Annotated in this window: 12 protein-coding genes; 3 read left to right on the forward strand and 9 right to left on the reverse strand. The window is 72.0% G+C overall.

The window, feature by feature from the left end; genetic code table 11:
* From WMI84_RS11660 to WMI84_RS11680, 5 genes are all read right to left on the reverse strand, one after another.
* Positions 1 to 2,561 (reverse strand): LAGLIDADG family homing endonuclease (locus tag WMI84_RS11660; protein ID WP_347353309.1); only part of this gene is annotated, 2,561 nt, incomplete at its 3' end.
* Positions 2,562 to 2,678: 117 nt separating this feature from the next.
* Positions 2,679 to 3,167, reverse strand: coding sequence for a transcriptional regulator NrdR (nrdR, locus tag WMI84_RS11665; protein ID WP_347353311.1), 489 nt, complete (start codon positions 3,165 to 3,167; stop codon positions 2,679 to 2,681).
* Positions 3,168 to 3,478: 311 nt separating this feature from the next.
* Positions 3,479 to 5,191: an alpha/beta hydrolase gene (locus WMI84_RS11670; RefSeq protein WP_347353313.1), complete on the reverse strand. Its 1,713-nt coding sequence runs from the start codon at positions 5,189 to 5,191 to the stop codon at positions 3,479 to 3,481.
* Positions 5,188 to 5,490, reverse strand: coding sequence for a hypothetical protein (locus tag WMI84_RS11675; RefSeq protein ID WP_347353315.1), 303 nt, complete (start codon positions 5,488 to 5,490; stop codon positions 5,188 to 5,190). The genes WMI84_RS11670 and WMI84_RS11675 overlap by 4 nt, the downstream gene beginning before the upstream one ends.
* Positions 5,491 to 5,746: 256 nt before the next feature.
* The gene (locus WMI84_RS11680) at positions 5,747 to 6,145 is read right to left on the reverse strand and encodes a LysM peptidoglycan-binding domain-containing protein (protein ID WP_347353317.1); all 399 of its coding nucleotides are present in this window, start codon (positions 6,143 to 6,145) and stop codon (positions 5,747 to 5,749) included.
* 412 nt (positions 6,146 to 6,557) lie between these two features.
* On the opposite strand from WMI84_RS11680, the gene lexA reads away from it, so the two are divergent.
* Positions 6,558 to 7,274 carry a transcriptional repressor LexA gene (gene lexA / locus WMI84_RS11685; RefSeq protein ID WP_347353319.1) on the forward strand — a complete coding sequence of 239 codons (717 nt, stop codon included), beginning with the start codon at positions 6,558 to 6,560 and terminating at the stop codon, positions 7,272 to 7,274.
* 13 nt (positions 7,275 to 7,287) lie between these two features.
* On the opposite strand, the gene WMI84_RS11690 is transcribed toward lexA, so the two are convergent.
* Entirely contained in the window at positions 7,288 to 8,148 is an 861-nt protein-coding gene (locus tag WMI84_RS11690) for a Sir2 family NAD-dependent protein deacetylase (RefSeq protein ID WP_347353321.1), read from the reverse strand.
* A 158-nt stretch (positions 8,149 to 8,306) separates the two neighbouring features.
* The gene (locus tag WMI84_RS11695; protein ID WP_347353323.1) at positions 8,307 to 9,254 is read right to left on the reverse strand and encodes a LysR family transcriptional regulator; all 948 of its coding nucleotides are present in this window, start codon (positions 9,252 to 9,254) and stop codon (positions 8,307 to 8,309) included.
* 147 nt (positions 9,255 to 9,401) lie between these two features.
* Between WMI84_RS11695 and WMI84_RS11700 the strand changes: the two genes are divergently transcribed.
* Together WMI84_RS11700 and WMI84_RS11705 are read left to right on the forward strand one after the other, a co-directional pair.
* Positions 9,402 to 9,977, forward strand: a complete 576-nt coding sequence (locus WMI84_RS11700; protein WP_347353325.1) for a peroxidase-related enzyme — start codon at positions 9,402 to 9,404, stop codon at positions 9,975 to 9,977.
* Complete coding sequence (locus WMI84_RS11705; RefSeq protein WP_347353327.1) at positions 9,974 to 11,557, forward strand: gamma-glutamyltransferase; 1,584 nt, start codon at positions 9,974 to 9,976, stop codon at positions 11,555 to 11,557. Before WMI84_RS11700 ends, WMI84_RS11705 begins: the two co-directional genes overlap by 4 nt.
* A gap of 12 nt (positions 11,558 to 11,569) precedes the next feature.
* Here WMI84_RS11705 and WMI84_RS11710 read toward each other — a convergent pair whose 3' ends face one another.
* Positions 11,570 to 12,619 (reverse strand): biotin/lipoate A/B protein ligase family protein, encoded by a 1,050-nt coding sequence (locus WMI84_RS11710; protein WP_347353329.1) that lies wholly within the window; start codon positions 12,617 to 12,619, stop codon positions 11,570 to 11,572.
* 170 nt (positions 12,620 to 12,789) lie between these two features.
* A partial coding sequence (locus WMI84_RS11715; RefSeq protein ID WP_347353330.1) for a ComEC/Rec2 family competence protein occupies positions 12,790 to 15,011 on the reverse strand: 2,222 nt, incomplete at its 5' end.

The raw sequence follows: 15,011 nt of genomic DNA on the forward strand, positions 1-15,011 counted from the left end.
CGCATCACTCGCTTGTGCGCATCTGCGTTACGGGCATAGCCGTTGTATGGGCCGACAACCGCGGCGAGCTCGGCCGAGCGCTTGTAGGCGGCACCCGTCAACAGTGACGTGATGACAGCGGCGAGCGAGCGCCCGCCCTCGGAGTCGTAGCCATGCCCGGTCGCCATGAGCAGGGCACCGAGGTTGGCGTAGCCGATGCCGAGCTGACGGTAGTCACGGGTCACTTGGGTGATGGCCTCGGTCGGGAAGTCGCCGAAGCAGATCGAGATGTCCATCGCGGTGATGACGAGCTCGACGACCTTCTGGAAGGCGACGGCGTCGAAGGTGTCGTCCGCGCGCAGGAACTTCAACAGGTTGAGCGAGGCCAAGTTGCATGACGAGTTGTCGAGCGACATGAACTCGGAGCAGGGGTTGGATGCAGTGATCCGACCCGTCTCCGGGTTGGTGTGCCACGCGTTGATCGTGTCGTCGTACTGCAGACCGGGGTCGGCGCACTCCCACGCCGCCTGCGCGATCTTCTGGTAGAGCTCGCGCGCGTCGACCGTCTCGATGACCTCACCGGTGAGACGGGCGCGCAGGCCGAACTCCGTGCCGTCCTCGACGGCCTGCATGAACTCGTCGGTGACCCGGACGGAGTTGTTGGCGTTCTGGTACTGGACCGAGACGATGTCCTTGCCGCCGAGGTCCATGTCGAAACCGGCGTCGCGCAGGACGCGGATCTTGTCCTCCTCGCGCGCCTTGGTCTGGATGAACTCCTCGACGTCCGGGTGGTCGACGTCGAGCACGACCATCTTGGCCGCGCGTCGGGTCGCGCCGCCGGACTTGATCGTGCCCGCGGACGCGTCGGCACCGCGCATGAAGGACACCGGCCCCGAGGCCGTGCCACCCGAGCTGAGCAGCTCCTTGGAGGACCGGATGCGGGAGAGGTTGAGCCCGGCGCCGGAGCCGCCCTGGAAGATCTTGCCCTCTTCCTTGTACCAGTTCAGGATCGAGTCCATCGTGTCGTCGACGGACAGGATGAAGCAGTTGTGCACTCGCAGGCTGTCGGAGAGGTACTCACCCGACTCGGTCTGGATGTCGTAGACCTCCATCTTGCCGAGCGCCTCGATCGCCGCGATCTCGAGCCGCTTGACCGGTGTCGCACCGCGCCCGGGCAGGTCGAAAGACCGCTCGAGCTTCTCGGACTTGACCGGGTCGATGAAGCCGATCTCGTTGGCGAAGATCTCGCGATCACCCCCATTCTGGATGCGAAGTGTCCACACGCCCTTGCGCTCGGCACGCTTGTCGGCCCTGAAACCGACCCGGGCGAAGATGCCGAAGCGGTGCAGCAGGGACTGCATACCGCGAATGTGGCGCTCACCGACCATGTCCACCTCGACCAGGGTCGAACGCTCCCGCCGCGACACGAAGCCCTCGGCCTGGAAGATGCTGCGCAGGTAGGCGGCAACCACCGGAAGCGGAGCCTCGAAGAGCTGCTCGGGCACCTGCATGTCCACGCCGCGAGTCCGCAGCCCCCACGCATCGACGAATTCGGTGAGCTGGTTGCCGTAGACGCGCGTGCGCTTCCCATCGAGCGCATCGCTCTGGGGGTCGAAGGTCCGAACCTCGCGGTGCACTTCAGGCATGACGACGTCGAGCGCGTCATTCACCCACGCGAACTCGGCATCGGTGACGGTGAGCGCCTCCATGGTCAGGGACCTGTTCGTCCCGGCGTACTGTCCGACGGATCCGTCGGACTGCATCCACCCTGCGAGAGCTGCCTCGGCGATCTCCAGAGAGGAGATCTCGGCCTCACCGAACGAAGTGCGCCGGTGCCACTCGAGGGCATCACCCGGCCGAAGCGTCCCGGCCTCGACGAAGCGGCCGCATCCATCCCCGGTGCTACTCCAGACGAGATGGTCAGCGGTGACGTCGAGTGCATGACCGGCCTTCGTGTGGATTCGGAGAACGTCCTTCACGCCGTTGGACTTGACGGCCAGGATGCGCGTGAGGCCGTGGGCGTCATACACCTTCGTGCCGACGGCACCTTGCTCGACGAGCTTGCCGATCGGGACCTGCCCCTGCGGAGTGCTCACGAGCGCGCCATATGGCTGGCACGCTGACACCTGCTGCGGCGACTTGGTGCCGACGTTGAACCATACCGGCGAGTTGAACGAGAAGACCTGGTGCAGCAGGGCATACGTGAGCTCGTGCTCGAACACCTCGGCGTCGTCGTCGGTCGCGAAGTAGCCGTGGTCCTTGCCGGCCTTGGCATAGGTCATCACGACGCGGTCGATGAGCTGCTTGAGCGAGCTCTCGCGCTGGTCGGTGCCGAGCGCGCCTCGGAAGTACTTGGTCGTGACGATCGTGCTGGCATTGACGGACCAGAAGTCGGGGTACTCGACACCGCGCTGCTCGAAGATCGTCTCGCCGGTCCGCCAGTTGGTCTGGACGACGTCGCGCTTCTCCCACGTCACCTCGTCATAGGGGTGCACCCCCGGCGTCGTGTAGATCCGCTCGACGGTGACGCCCTTCCTGGCCCCACCTCGCGAGCGTGAACTGCGGTTGCCGATCTCCGTCATGCTCTGGCCTCCAGACCCTTGATCCCGGTAGTGCAAACGTCAGATCCTGCTTGTCCATGCCGGCCGTTCACCGAGGCATGACACTGCCCTGGTGCGCGGCGCCGACGATGTGGCCGGTTATCGCTTCGCGGCCACGCCGTCGGGGTGCTCCCCCGTGGCGGCTCGCTCGGCGCGCAGCACGGCGATCGCCGCCTCGAAGTCGGCCAGGCTGTCCCACGCCTGGTAGACACTTGCGAACCGGAGGAAGGCGACCTCGTCGAGCCGGCGGAGCGGCTCGAGGACGGCCATGCCCACCTCGTGGGCCTCGATCTCCGCACTGCCCTGTGACCGGATCGCCTCCTCGACCTGCTGCGCCAGCAGGGCGAGGTCGTCCTCGCTGACCGGTCGGCCCTGGCACGCCTTGCGCACCCCGGCCAGGACCTTGGCCCGGCTGAACGGCTCGGCGGCACCCGATCGCTTGAGGACGCTGAGGCTGCTCGTCTCGAGCGTCGTGAAGCGCCGGCCGCACTCCGGGCACTGCCGCCGCCGGCGGATGCAGACGCCGTCGTCGGTCGTCCGCGAGTCGATGACGCGAGAGTCGGTGTGCCGGCAGAACGGGCAGTGCACTCTCCACCTCCTGCTGGGGACAACCTGTTGACGGTGTGTGCGCAAGCCATCCCATCCTGGGGACTACATGTGGATGACTTACAGCCATGTAACTACTAGATCTAGGGGTAACTGTAGGCACTCGGCCCCAAGGCCGCAACACTTTCGTGGCTGCTCGGCGTGGCGTCCCGCTGACCTGCACGGACAGCCGCCCGGACACGTCCGACCGGGCACCTACCTCGTATGCCGCTCACCTCCTGCCCGCGCCGGTGCCCTCTCGACGGGGAACCGGGGGCCGCGCCCGCCAGACGGTGCCGTCCCGTCCGCCCGCCTCATGGCGGCAGCGGGCTCGGGACGGCCGGTCCGGTGCCGAGCACGACGGCGCGGAACCAGGCCTCGTACTCCGTGGCCGGGATGACCAGGTCGGACCGGCCGGCGGCGACCGCCACGAGGTTGTGCCGGGACAGCGTGCCGGGCGTCGTGTACTCGGAGTGGCCGTGCGAGCTGCGCAGGTCGGCGGGCATGCCGTTCACGTGCAGGGTGGCCAGCCGGCGCACGCCCGGGACGCTGAGCGGGCTGACCCCTGCGAACACCGGGACCGCCAGGGGGACCAGGTCGTCGGGCGCCTCGAGGACGTTGAGGCCACCGGGCTTGAGCCCGGTCTCGTCTAGCCGGCGTACCGGCACCCCGGGCGAGCCGAAGAGCACCACGTCGTCGACGGACCCGGGCAGCAGCAGCGCGTTGCCCGCGAGGGCGCTGCCGTACGAGTGCGCCCAGAGGGTCGTGTGCAGCTGGGTGTCCCGTGCGGCGTCGAGACCGGTCAGGAAGGCCGCGAGCTCGTCGGCCCGGTCCCTCGCGACGAAGTCCGATGCGACGCTGCGCCGCCGCTGGACCAGACCGGACTTCTGCGGGGCCGGGTAACCCAGCCAGGCGACCACGGCCACGTCGGCGCCGTGGCCGGACATCGCCTTCGCCTCGTGGCGCATCCCGGCCAGCGTGGCGTCGAGCGGGCGCAGGTCCTGCCGGACCGTCGTGGTGAAGCCGCCGACGAAGGTCGCCACGTGCTCGGCCCGGTCGACGTCGCCGACCGCGACCACCGCCGTGACCAGGCCGTCGGCCGCACCAATGGCGAGCAGCTGCCGGGGCGCGCCATCCTGTCGGGACACGACGTCACGGACGGCTCGCAGCGCCTCGGCCTGCCGCTCGGCCTGCTCGAGCTCGTCCTCCCACGGCTCCGGCACCCAGCGGAGCGGACTGCGCCGAGCCGCGGCGAGCCGGGCCGCCACGTCTCGTTCGGCCCGTGCCAGGAGCTCGAGGTTGGCCTGGTGCCGGGCCCACGCGGGCACGCCGTCGCGGGGCCCCACCCACAGTGGATGGTCCCGGATGGCGCAGCCCTTCTCCTGCGGCGTCAGGCCCCGCCACCAGGACGCGTTGGCGAACACGCTTGTCGGGGAGATGAACCCGTTGTCCGGCACGGACGGCGGGGCCGGGACGCGCAGCTCTGTCGAGGCCGACGGGGGCGCCTGCGCCGGCTCACGGACGGCTGCCGTGAGCCGCGCGGCAGCCTCGTCGTCGGCCTGCCGGACCAGGCGCTCGGCCTGCTGCACGTCGCGCAGCACCTCCTCGCGCAGCAAGGCCTCCTGCCGAGCCTGGTGGGCGGCCCGGACCGGGTCGACGAACTCCACCGGCCTCGGGAGCACGAGCCGGCCCAGGTCGTCGACCCGACCCCCGCCCTCGGCGGCGCGGCGCTCGGCGTGCCGGACCAGCTCGAGACCGGCCTGCATGCCGTCGGCGAGGCGGCCCAGGGCCTGGGCCGTCGCGGCGAGCCGGTGCGCGGTCTCACCGAGCACCGCCAGCGCCTCGGTCGCGCGCGCGAAGGCCGCGCGGGCGGCCGGCCCGCTCCACGCCGCGGCGGGCGGCCGACCGGCGAGCAGACCGGTCATGGCGCGCCCGATCCGTTCGCGGTCCGCCAGGACCCGATCGCGCACCTCCCGGACCAGCGCCGGCTGCCACCGCCGGATGTCCCCGAACACCGGCCCGCTCATGACCGTCCCGGACCGGTCGCGCGCAGCCACTGCGCAGCGCCCGTCTCCACCTCGTCGTAGCCCTGCGCCGCCACGACCAGGGCGCTGCCGTGGGTACGCAGCCGGGCCCGAGCGTCGGCGAGCCGGACGTCCCACTGGGTGATGATCGCCGTGATGCGAGCCGCGGTGGCCCCGCCGGTGACGGCCGGACCCAGGGCCCCCAGGTCCTGGTCGAGACGGACTGCTTCCAGGCTCTCCAACGCGCGGGTCACGGCGTCTGCACTGACGACGAGGGCGTGCGGTTCGGCGGTGTACCTCACCTTGTCACTCCTGACTGCCCCCACCGAGAACGCTACGCCGCCAAGGCGATCCGCCGACGGGGCTGTCCACACCCCCAGCCTCCAGCGAGGGGTCGGGTGCAGGACGACGGGCCTGGCGGTGTACGGCCCGGACGCGACCGGCCGCACCACAGGACGCCACCCCGGCGGGCCGGGATGGCGTCCACGGTGGGCCGACGGGGTCGAGGCGCCGCCCACCGAGCCGCGCAGGCGGAGCCAACGCGGCGGTTCCGAGAGCTCAGCCGGCCGGGATCATCAGGGTCTGACCCGAGTGCACCTGGTCGGTCGAGAGCGAGTTGGCGAGCTGGATCTCGACGATGGCGTCACGCAGCGGGACACCGGGAAGCTCGCCGGCCGCGATCCCGGACAGCGTCTGTCCGGCCTGCACGGTCACGGCGTGCGTCCGGGTCGGGGCGGAGGTGAGCATCGTGGCCGCGGTCAGACCGGCAGCAGCCAGCAGCAGGGTGACGCCCAGGAGCAGCAACAGCCGCCCGCGCCGGGTGACGCGCAGCGGACCGGCCGGCGCCGGCCCGCAGCTGCGCCGGGCAGTGGGCCCGGTCGGCACCAGGACCAGGCGGGGTCGTTCGAGCCGAGGCGCGGCGGGGTCCAGGATCGGCTGCACGGTCAGGGCGCTCATTTGATCCTCCTTCTGGCCGCTTCGGTGCGCGGCTCGGGCATCTTCACGACGACATCCGGGCTGCCCACCTCGCTGGGGGAAGCCCGAGCTGCTGGCCTGCCACGAGTTGAACGCCACGGCTGGCAACTCCACGGCTTGCAACTCCACGACTGACACACCGCGACCAACACACCACGACCAACACACCAGCGAACGCTTGTTCGATTCGAACGCTTGTACGATTTCTATCATGGCCCGTCGAGGATGTCGAGACACGCGTCGAACAGATGTTTGGCTTGGGTGTTCGAAACTCGTAGGGTGTTCCCACGAGACACACTCCACCAGTCGCCACCGACAGAGCCTCCCGACGGACGGTCGTACCGCCCGCACAGCCTTCGGTACCGGCTCGGTGCCGGCACCGAAGGGAAGCCAGATGGCGGACGTGACCCAGTTCCCCGACCGCGACCGAGGCGACGGCCTGACCGCCCGCCAGCGACGCGTCCTCGAGGTGATCCGTGACTCGGTCGACCGGCGCGGCTACCCACCGAGCATCCGCGAGATCGGCGACGCCGTCGGCCTGGCCAGCTCCTCGAGCGTGTCCCACCAGCTCGGCGCCCTCGTTGCCAAGGGATACCTGCGCCGCGACCCCAACCGCCCGCGCGCCCTCGAGATCGTCTCACCCGACACGAGCCCGGACGAGCTCGGCTACCGCGGCGGCGGCGCCATCCCCTTCGGCGAGCACGACGACGAGACCGGCTCCGGAGACGTACGGCCCGCCGCGTCCTACGTCCCCGTCCTGGGCCGGATCGCCGCCGGCGTCCCGATCACCGCCGAGGAGATCGTCGAGGACGTCTTCCCGCTGCCGAAGCAGATCGTCGGTGAGGGCCAGCTGTTCCTGCTGAAGGTCCAGGGCGACTCGATGCTCGAGGCCGCCATCTGCGACGGCGACTGGGTGGTCGTCCGCCAGCAGCCGACCGCCGACAACGGCGACATCGTGGCCGCCCTGCTCGACAACGAGGCAACCGTCAAGACCTTCCAGCGCAAGGGCCGCCACGTCTGGCTCCTGCCCCACAACGCCGCCTACGACCCCATCGACGGAGACCACGCCACGATCCTGGGCAAGGTCACCGCCGTGCTTCGCCGGGTCTGAGCAGCCGCAGCGTTCAGTGCCCGACCGCTGCGCCCAGGGCGACGCCGAGGGCATCGAGCGTCGGAGCGAGCCGGGCGTGGATCCGTACCGTCGCGTCGGCGTCGCCCCGGGTCGCGGACTGGGTCACGATCGCGACCGGGACACCGACCTGACGGGCGCGGCGCACGAACCGGTAGCCGCTCATGACCGCCAGCGACGAGCCGAGCACGAGCAGCGCGCGGGCCGACTCGACGATCCGGAAGCAGTCCTCGACCAGTGGCTTGGGCACCGACTCACCGAAGAAGACGACGTCCGGCTTGACCGTGTCGTGTCCGCAGACGAGACAGCGGGGCGCGTGGAACGAGGCGACCAGCTCGTCGGCGAGCACGATGTCGCCGTCGGGGCGAACCTGTTCGCCCCACTGCGACCCGACCGCCTGGGCCGCCGTCGCGAACCGCCGCATGAAGCCCGGGTTCGCCTGCGTCATGCGGTCGTGCAACCCCACCCGCGAGGCCACCGCGCCGCAGGTCAGGCAGACGGCACGCTCCAGCGAGCCGTGCAGCTCGAGAACCTCCTCGCTGCCGGCCGCCTGGTGCAGCCCGTCGACGTTCTGGGTGATGACCGCGTCGACGTAGCCGGCTCGCTCGAGGGCGGCGACGTGGCGATGGTTGCTGTTCGGACGGGCCGACGTGAAGCGCTGCCAGCCGATGTAGCTGCGCGCCCAGTACCGGCGGCGCGCCTCGCTCGAGCCGACGAACGTGTCGTACGTCATCGGCTCGACGCGGCGCGTGCCGTCCGGGCCCCGGTAGTCCGGGATGCCCGAGTCGGTCGAGATGCCCGCTCCCGAGAGGACGACCACGCCTCCGGCCCGCACGAGCTCGACGAGGTCGGCCATCGTCCCCAGGTCGGTCGTCTCGAGCGGGAGCGTACGCGAGGTGGCAAGACGAGCGGTGGTGACGGGACGCGACGATGACACAGTTCACTCTACGTTCTGCGTCGCCGCACTATTCCGGGCCGTGCCGCCTCCACGCCGAGCGGTCACACAGCGAGCCGTCACACGCCGACCGGGGCCATCGGCTCCCCGACCACGGGGACCGGCGCGCCCGCCGCCTCGCACAGGGCGGTGATGGCGGCATGGACGGCGGGCACCCGCTGCAGGTCGGGGGTGGTGACGGCGAGGATCTGCCGTCGTGAGGCGGGCTCGAGCGGCAGGGCGACGACCTCCTCGGGCTTGGCGGCACCGAGGATCAGGTCCGGCACGAGCGCGACCCCGAGCCCGGCACGCACGAGACCGAGGACGGCGACGTAGTCCTCGGTCTCGAACGCGACGTTGGGGGCGAAGCCGGCATGACCGGCCAGCGACAGCAGGTGGCCCCGACATCGCGGACAGCCGGCGATCCATTCCTCGGACGAGAAGTCCGACATGTGGGCGACCTTCCGGGCCGCGAGCGGATGCCCCGTCGGGACCGCGAGGCGCACCTCGTCGTCGAGCAGCCGGTACGTCACCAGGGCGGTGAGGTCCTCCTCGATCTCGCCGAGGTCCATCCCCTCGTACGCGAAGGCGACCGCGACGTCGCAGTCACCGCCCCGCAGGGCCGCCAGCGACTCGGGCGGCTCGGCCTCGGTGAAGTGGATCGTCACGTCGGGGTGACGCTCCTTCAGGATCGCCAGCGCCGTCGGCACGAGCGAGGCGGACGAGCTCGGGAAGGCCATCAGCCGGACCCGTCCCGCACGCAGCCCGGCGATGGCGGTGATCTCCTCCTCGGCGGCGTCCAGCGCAGCGAGCACCCCCACCGCATGCCGGGCCAGGACCTGGCCCGCCTCGGTCAGCCGGACCTGCCGGCCGTACCGCTCGACGAGGATGGTGCCGGTACGCTGCTCGAGCCGGCGCACCATCTGCGAGATGGCCGGCTGGGTGAAGCCGAGGGCGTTCGCCGCGCCGGTGAAGCTCCCGGCGTCGGCGATGGCCTTCATCACCCGCAACCCCGCAGCGTCGATCATGCTTCCAGCATAAGCGGCGCTTATGTCCCGGAGCCGTCTACGGACCGAGCGCACCGCACGGTCGCGGGCGGGGCGGCAGACCACCGTCTCGTATGCCGCCGAGCGGGCACCCGCTCGACGTGCGCAAGTCGGGACTACCCTGCCCACATGGGACCTGACGCTCGCATCTCGTACCTGCCCGTCCCGGCGCCCGAGGAGGTGTCCGAGGACATCGCGAAGCTGTGGGCCAAGGCCGAGGAGAACATGGGCTTCGTGCCCAACGTCTTCCGGGCGCAGGCCTACAACGACGACCAGTTCCTCGCGTGGTGGCGCTACTTCAACCTGCTGGTCAACAAGGAGGGCTACCTGTCCAACGCGGACCGTGAGTTCCTCGCGGTCGTCGTCAGCAACCTGAACCGCTGCACCTACTGCTGCATCAGCCACGGCGCGGCGCTGCGGGAGCTGAGCGCGGACGCCCGGACGGCCGACCTGGTCGCGGTGAACTGGCGCCAGGCCGGTCTGCCCGAGCGGGAGCAGGCGATGGCCGCCTACGCGGAGAAGCTGACCGTGCACCCCGCCGAGGTGACCGAGGACGACCTGCAACCGCTGCGGGAGGTGGGTCTGGACGAGCACCAGATCCTGGAGCTGGTCCAGGTGGTCGGCATGTTCAACCTGACCAACCGCGTCTCGACCGCGCTGGGGATGGTCCCGAACGAGCAGTACCACTCCCAGGGCCGGCCATGAGCCGACGAACGGGCACCCCGAACGGCGCCGGGGTTGCGGTCGCCGCCACGAGCGAGGCCGGCCGCGACGCCGGCCTCGAGGTCGCGCGCGCCGGTGGCAACGCGGTCGACGCGGCGATCGCCGCCGCCCTGGTCGCGATGAGCACGGAGTCGGCCGTGGTCAGCATCATGTCGGGCGCGTTCGTCAACATCTGGCCCGCCGACAGCGACCCCGAGCTGATCGACGGCAATGTCGAGATGCCCGGCCGGGGGGCCGGGCCGGAGCGCTTCGGCGCCGGTGTGCGGCGCGTCGTGACGGCATACGGCGGCGGGGTCACCATGTATGCCGGCCACGGCTCGGTCGCCAACTCTGGTGCGGTGCAAGCGCTTTCGCTGGCCCGCGATCGGCACGGCACCTTGCCGTGGGCCGACCTCGTCGCGCCGGCGGCGGCGGTGTGCCGGGCCGGCTACCCGCTCGGCGGGGCGGCCGCGACCTACCTCGAGTACACCCGTGAGGAGCTGTTCGCCGAGGACGCGGAGGCGATGCGCATCGTCTCCGGCCCGGGTGGGCGCGCCCTGGCACCGGGCGAGATCACCCGCAACGAACCGCTCGCAGAGGTGCTCGACCGGCTGGGCGCGGAGGGGTCCGCGCTGTTCACGACCGGAGCCGTCGGACAGGCGCTGGTTGCCGACATGGCCGCCCACGGCGGCCTGATCACCGCCGCGGACCTGGTCACCTACGAGCCGGTCGTCCGGATCCCGGTCCAGCGCCGGCTGGGCGAGTGGATCGTCGCGCTGAACCCGCCGCCCTCGGTCGGCGGGCCGATGCTCGCCGTCATGCTCGGCGAGCTGGCCCGCCGGGAGAGCTGGTCCTGGCGGGACCTGATCGAGATCCAGCGCGCCGTGCTCACCTACCGGCGGGATGTCCACGACCGCTCCCGCGATCTCGAGGGTGACGGGGTGCGCCTGCTCCAGCAGGTGGAGCGGTACGGGCTGCCGGGGCTGCCGACGTCGGCCTCGACCGCGCACATCTCCGCGGTCGACACCGAGGGGAGCGCCTGCGCCATCACGTTCTCCTCCGGCTACGGGGCCGGCCTGGCGATCCCGGGTACCGGCATCCTGCTCAACAACTGCCTCGGCGAGCCGGAGCTGAACCGGCTCGGCCTGCACGTCCTGGCGCCGGGCACCCGGCTGGCATCGAACATGGCGCCCACGACCGCGCGGCGGCCCGACGGCACAGTCCTGGCGATCGGGTCCCCCGGCGCCGACCGGATCACGACCGCGCTGATGCAGGTGCTCGGTCGGGTCTGCCTGCGTGGCCAGGGGCTCGTCGAGGCCATCTCGGCCCCCCGGGTCCACGTGTCGGTCGGCGCCGGGACCGCGCCGGTGCGGGTCGACTACGAGGACACCGCCACGATCGACGAAGCGGTGGCCGCCCTGGGACTCGAGGGCAACGCCTACCCGGGGCTGCACATGTTCTTCGGCGGGGTGGGGGCCGCCTGCCGCTGGGGCACGGCCGGAGTCGCCGGCGTCGGCACCGGTGGTGGTGGGCTCGAGGCGGCCGGGGACGTCCGGCGCGAGGCGTCGGTCGGCACCACCTGACCCGCGGCGGGCTCAGGGGACGCGGTTGGTCCACGCGGCGGTGGCGAACTTCGTCCCGACCAGCTCGCGGGCCTCGGCCAGCTCCGCCTCGGTGTAGCCGCTCTCCCGCGTGTCGTAGCGGTTCTCGAAGTGCTTGACGAACGCCTCGATGATGTCCATGCGGGCCATCCGGGTCTGGGACCGGAGCGGGTCGACCCGCTTGGCGGCGCTCCTGGTGCCCTTGTCGGACAGTTTCTCGCGCCCGATCCGCAGCACCTGCACCATCTTCGCGGCGTCGATGTCGTAGGACATGGTGACGTGGTGGAGCACGACACCACTGGCGAACCGCTTCTGGGCCGCGCCGGCGATCTTGCCCTTGTCCGAGACGATGTCGTTGAGCGGGACGTAGTCGGCCCGGATTCCGAGATCGCGCAACGCACCGAGGACCCAGTCGTCGAGGAAGCGGTAGGACTGCTCGAAGCTGAGCCCCTCGACGAGCGAGGACGGCACCACGAGTGAGTAGGTGATGCAGTTGCCCGGCTCCATGAACATCGCGCCACCGCCGGAGACCCGCCGGGCGATCCGGATGCCGTAGCGTTCCGCGCCGGCGGGATCGACCTCGTTGGCGACCGACTGGAAGGCGCCGATGACCACCAGCGGTGAGTCCCAGTCCCAGAACCGCAGGGTCGGGGCGCGTCTGCCGGAGGCGACCTCCTGCGGGATGACCTCGTCCAGGGCGACGTGCATCAGCGGGTCCATGACGACCGGCGGGATGACCTCGAAGGTGTGGTCGGCCCAGCCGGTCGCCTTGCCGAGGGCCCGACGGACCGCGATCCCGACGGCTGTCGGGGAGAACCCGATCAGCGCGACGTCGTCGCCCAGTCCGTCCTCGATGGCCCCGGCCAGGCGGTCCACCGTGGTGTCGGCCGGCATCCCGGTCAGCGCCGCGTTGATGTCGTCGAGGGCCTCGTCCGGCTCGAGGAAGAAGTCGCCCGACACCCGGACGTCCACGAGCCGCTCGTCACGGGTCGCGAGGTCGACCACGACGAGCTTGCCACCGGGAACCTTGTACTCACCGCGCACCTTTGCACCCTAACCCTCGGCCGGCGCGGCACCGGGCCGACCTCGGCTCTCGTGCGCCCCGCCGGGGCCGAACGCCGGACCTCGCCGGGCGCCAGGTCGGGGGCCGGGGCGAGAGGACGGGACCCCGACTCCGGACCCGACCGCGGCACCACGAACACGGACCGGCACGGTCACGGGCTGCGCACACGGGGCGACCCGTCCGGCCCGAGCACGACCGCCAGTGCGCCTTCGAGATCGGTGCGGTGGGTGTCGAAGCCGTAGCGGGCCAGCGCGGCCAGCACGGCCGGTGCGGGGTGCCCGTAGCCGTTGTCGGCACCGACCGAGATGAGCGCCACCCGCCCGGAGACCGCGTCGAGGATCCGGTCGTCGCGGTTGCTCGACCCGTGGTGGGCGACCTTGAGCACGTCGACCCTGCCCCAGCGGACGGAATCGGCGCGGGCCGCCCGCACCACCTCGGCGGCGGCCTCCTGCTCGAGGTCACCGGTCATGAGCACCGTGAGGCCGCGCACCCGCACGGTCATCACGACCGAGCCGTTGTTGGGCACCGACCCCTCGGTGATCCGCCGGCCCGGCCACCACACGTCGGCGCTGACCTGGCCCACCGACCACGAGTCGCCCGCACGCAGCTCCCCGACGGACACCCCGGCGGCGGCGGCCAGCTCGGCGACCCGACGCGACTCGCCCAGGGGTTCCTTCACGGTGGAGACCCGGATCTCGCCGACCCGCCGCCCGGCGAGGACACCGGCCAGCCCGCCGGCGTGGTCCGCGTGGAAGTGGGTCAGCACGACCAGGTCGACGACATCTACATCCAGGTCGCGCAGGCACGAGTCCATCACCGCCGGCTCTGTCCCGGTGTCCACGACCACGGCCCGGCCCGGGCCGTTCGCGATGACGAACCCGTCCCCCTCGCCCACGTCGCAGGCGACCAGGACCCACCCCGGTGGTGGCCATGCCACGACGTTGGTCGGCAGCAGGAAGGCGACCGTCACCGTACCGACCGCGAGCGCCGGCAGGGGCCAGGTCCGCGACCGGTACCAGGCCCAGGGCGCGACGAGGACGACGCCGACCGTGAGCGCGGCCAGCAGCACCGCCGCCCAGGCCGACTCGCTCCAGGCGATCGACCCCCACGGGATGGCGGCGGACGTCCGGGCCACCCAGGCGATCCCCTGCGCCGGGAGCGCGGCCGCCCACGAGACGACGGCGGCAGCGCCGACCCAGACGGTCGACAGGAGCGCGACCCCGACGCCGAGGACCGTCGTCGGCGCGACCAAGGGGGCAGCGAGCAGGTTCGCGACGACGGCCACCACCGAGACGCTCCCCTGCAGGGGCGCGACGAGCGGGGCGCACACGACCTGCGCCGCCACCGGGACGGCCAGCACCGGGCCCAGCCCGCGCATCCGGGCCGGCAGGCACCGCGCGATCGCACGCCCCCAGGGCTGCGCAAGGACGAGCAGCCCGAGGGTGGCTGCCGACGACAGCGCGAAGCCGTACGACCTGGCCAGCCACGGGTCCCAGACGAGCAGGAGCAGCACGGTCCCGGCCAGTGCCGGGATGCCGACCTGGCGGCGCGAGACGGACAGGCCGGCCAGGCCCACGGTGCCCATCACGGCAGCGCGCACGACGCTGGGCTCCGGCCGGCACAGGACCACGAACGCCGCCAGCAGCCCGAGCGCCACCGCTGGTCGGTGCCGACGGCGGACCCGCAGCACTCCGCAGGCGCCGATCGACGCCGCGAGCACCAGCGTGACGTTGGACCCGGACACGGCGGACAGGTGGCTCAGGCCCGTGGCGAGCATCGCCGAAGTCAGGTCGGGCGGGGTGCGCGACGTGTCACCGATGACCAGGGCCGGGACCAGGCCTCGCGCGTCGGCGGGCAGGTGCGCGGTCGCCGCCCGGAACCGGTCGCGCACCCACGCGGCCCCGGAGAAGACGCCGCCGGCGCGGGACAGCAGCTGCGGCGGGCCGCGCGGCGACGCCACGGCGATGACGTCGTCACCTGGCTCGGCCGCGCCGAGCCGGGCGCGGAACTCGACCTCGTCATGCCACTCGAGCCCGGCCCAGCCACCGTCGCCCACGACGAGCAGCGGCGTGCGGACCGCCGTCGTGAGTCCTCGTGCGGTGACCCGGGACGCCACCACGCGCACGACGACTCGTGCCTGGTGCCCTGCGTCCTCGGGCGCGCTGCCGACCACCGCCCGCGCGTCCGCGGCCAGCCGGGCCCGCAGCGTGACGCTCGCGCGCTCGTCGGCCAGGGTCTCGACGGGGCCGGCGGACCGGACCGCCCGGTGGCCGGCGACCGCCACCAGCGCCAGCGCCAGGGCGGCCAGGGTCAGGGCGGCGAGCCGGCGCCAGGGTGGCACGGGTGGCGCTCGACGAGCTCCTACGGCGGGTG

The organism is Intrasporangium sp., from assembly GCF_039812505.1.
GTDB lineage: Bacteria > Actinomycetota > Actinomycetes > Actinomycetales > Dermatophilaceae > Intrasporangium_A.

Bases quoted from the DNA above. Each gene is read 5' to 3' on its own strand.
- WMI84_RS11680 (WP_347353317.1), bottom strand. From the start codon at position 6,145: ATGAGCGCCCTGACCGTGCAGCCGATCCTGGACCCCGCCGCGCCTCGG.
- WMI84_RS11700 (WP_347353325.1), top strand. From the start codon at position 9,402: ATGGGACCTGACGCTCGCATCTCGTACCTGCCCGTCCCGGCGCCCGAG.
- WMI84_RS11690 (WP_347353321.1), bottom strand. From the start codon at position 8,148: ATGGCCGACCTCGTCGAGCTCGTGCGGGCCGGAGGCGTGGTCGTCCTC.
- WMI84_RS11670 (WP_347353313.1), bottom strand. From the start codon at position 5,191: ATGAGCGGGCCGGTGTTCGGGGACATCCGGCGGTGGCAGCCGGCGCTG.
- lexA (WP_347353319.1), top strand. From the start codon at position 6,558: ATGGCGGACGTGACCCAGTTCCCCGACCGCGACCGAGGCGACGGCCTG.
- WMI84_RS11695 (WP_347353323.1), bottom strand. From the start codon at position 9,254: ATGATCGACGCTGCGGGGTTGCGGGTGATGAAGGCCATCGCCGACGCC.
- WMI84_RS11705 (WP_347353327.1), top strand. From the start codon at position 9,974: ATGAGCCGACGAACGGGCACCCCGAACGGCGCCGGGGTTGCGGTCGCC.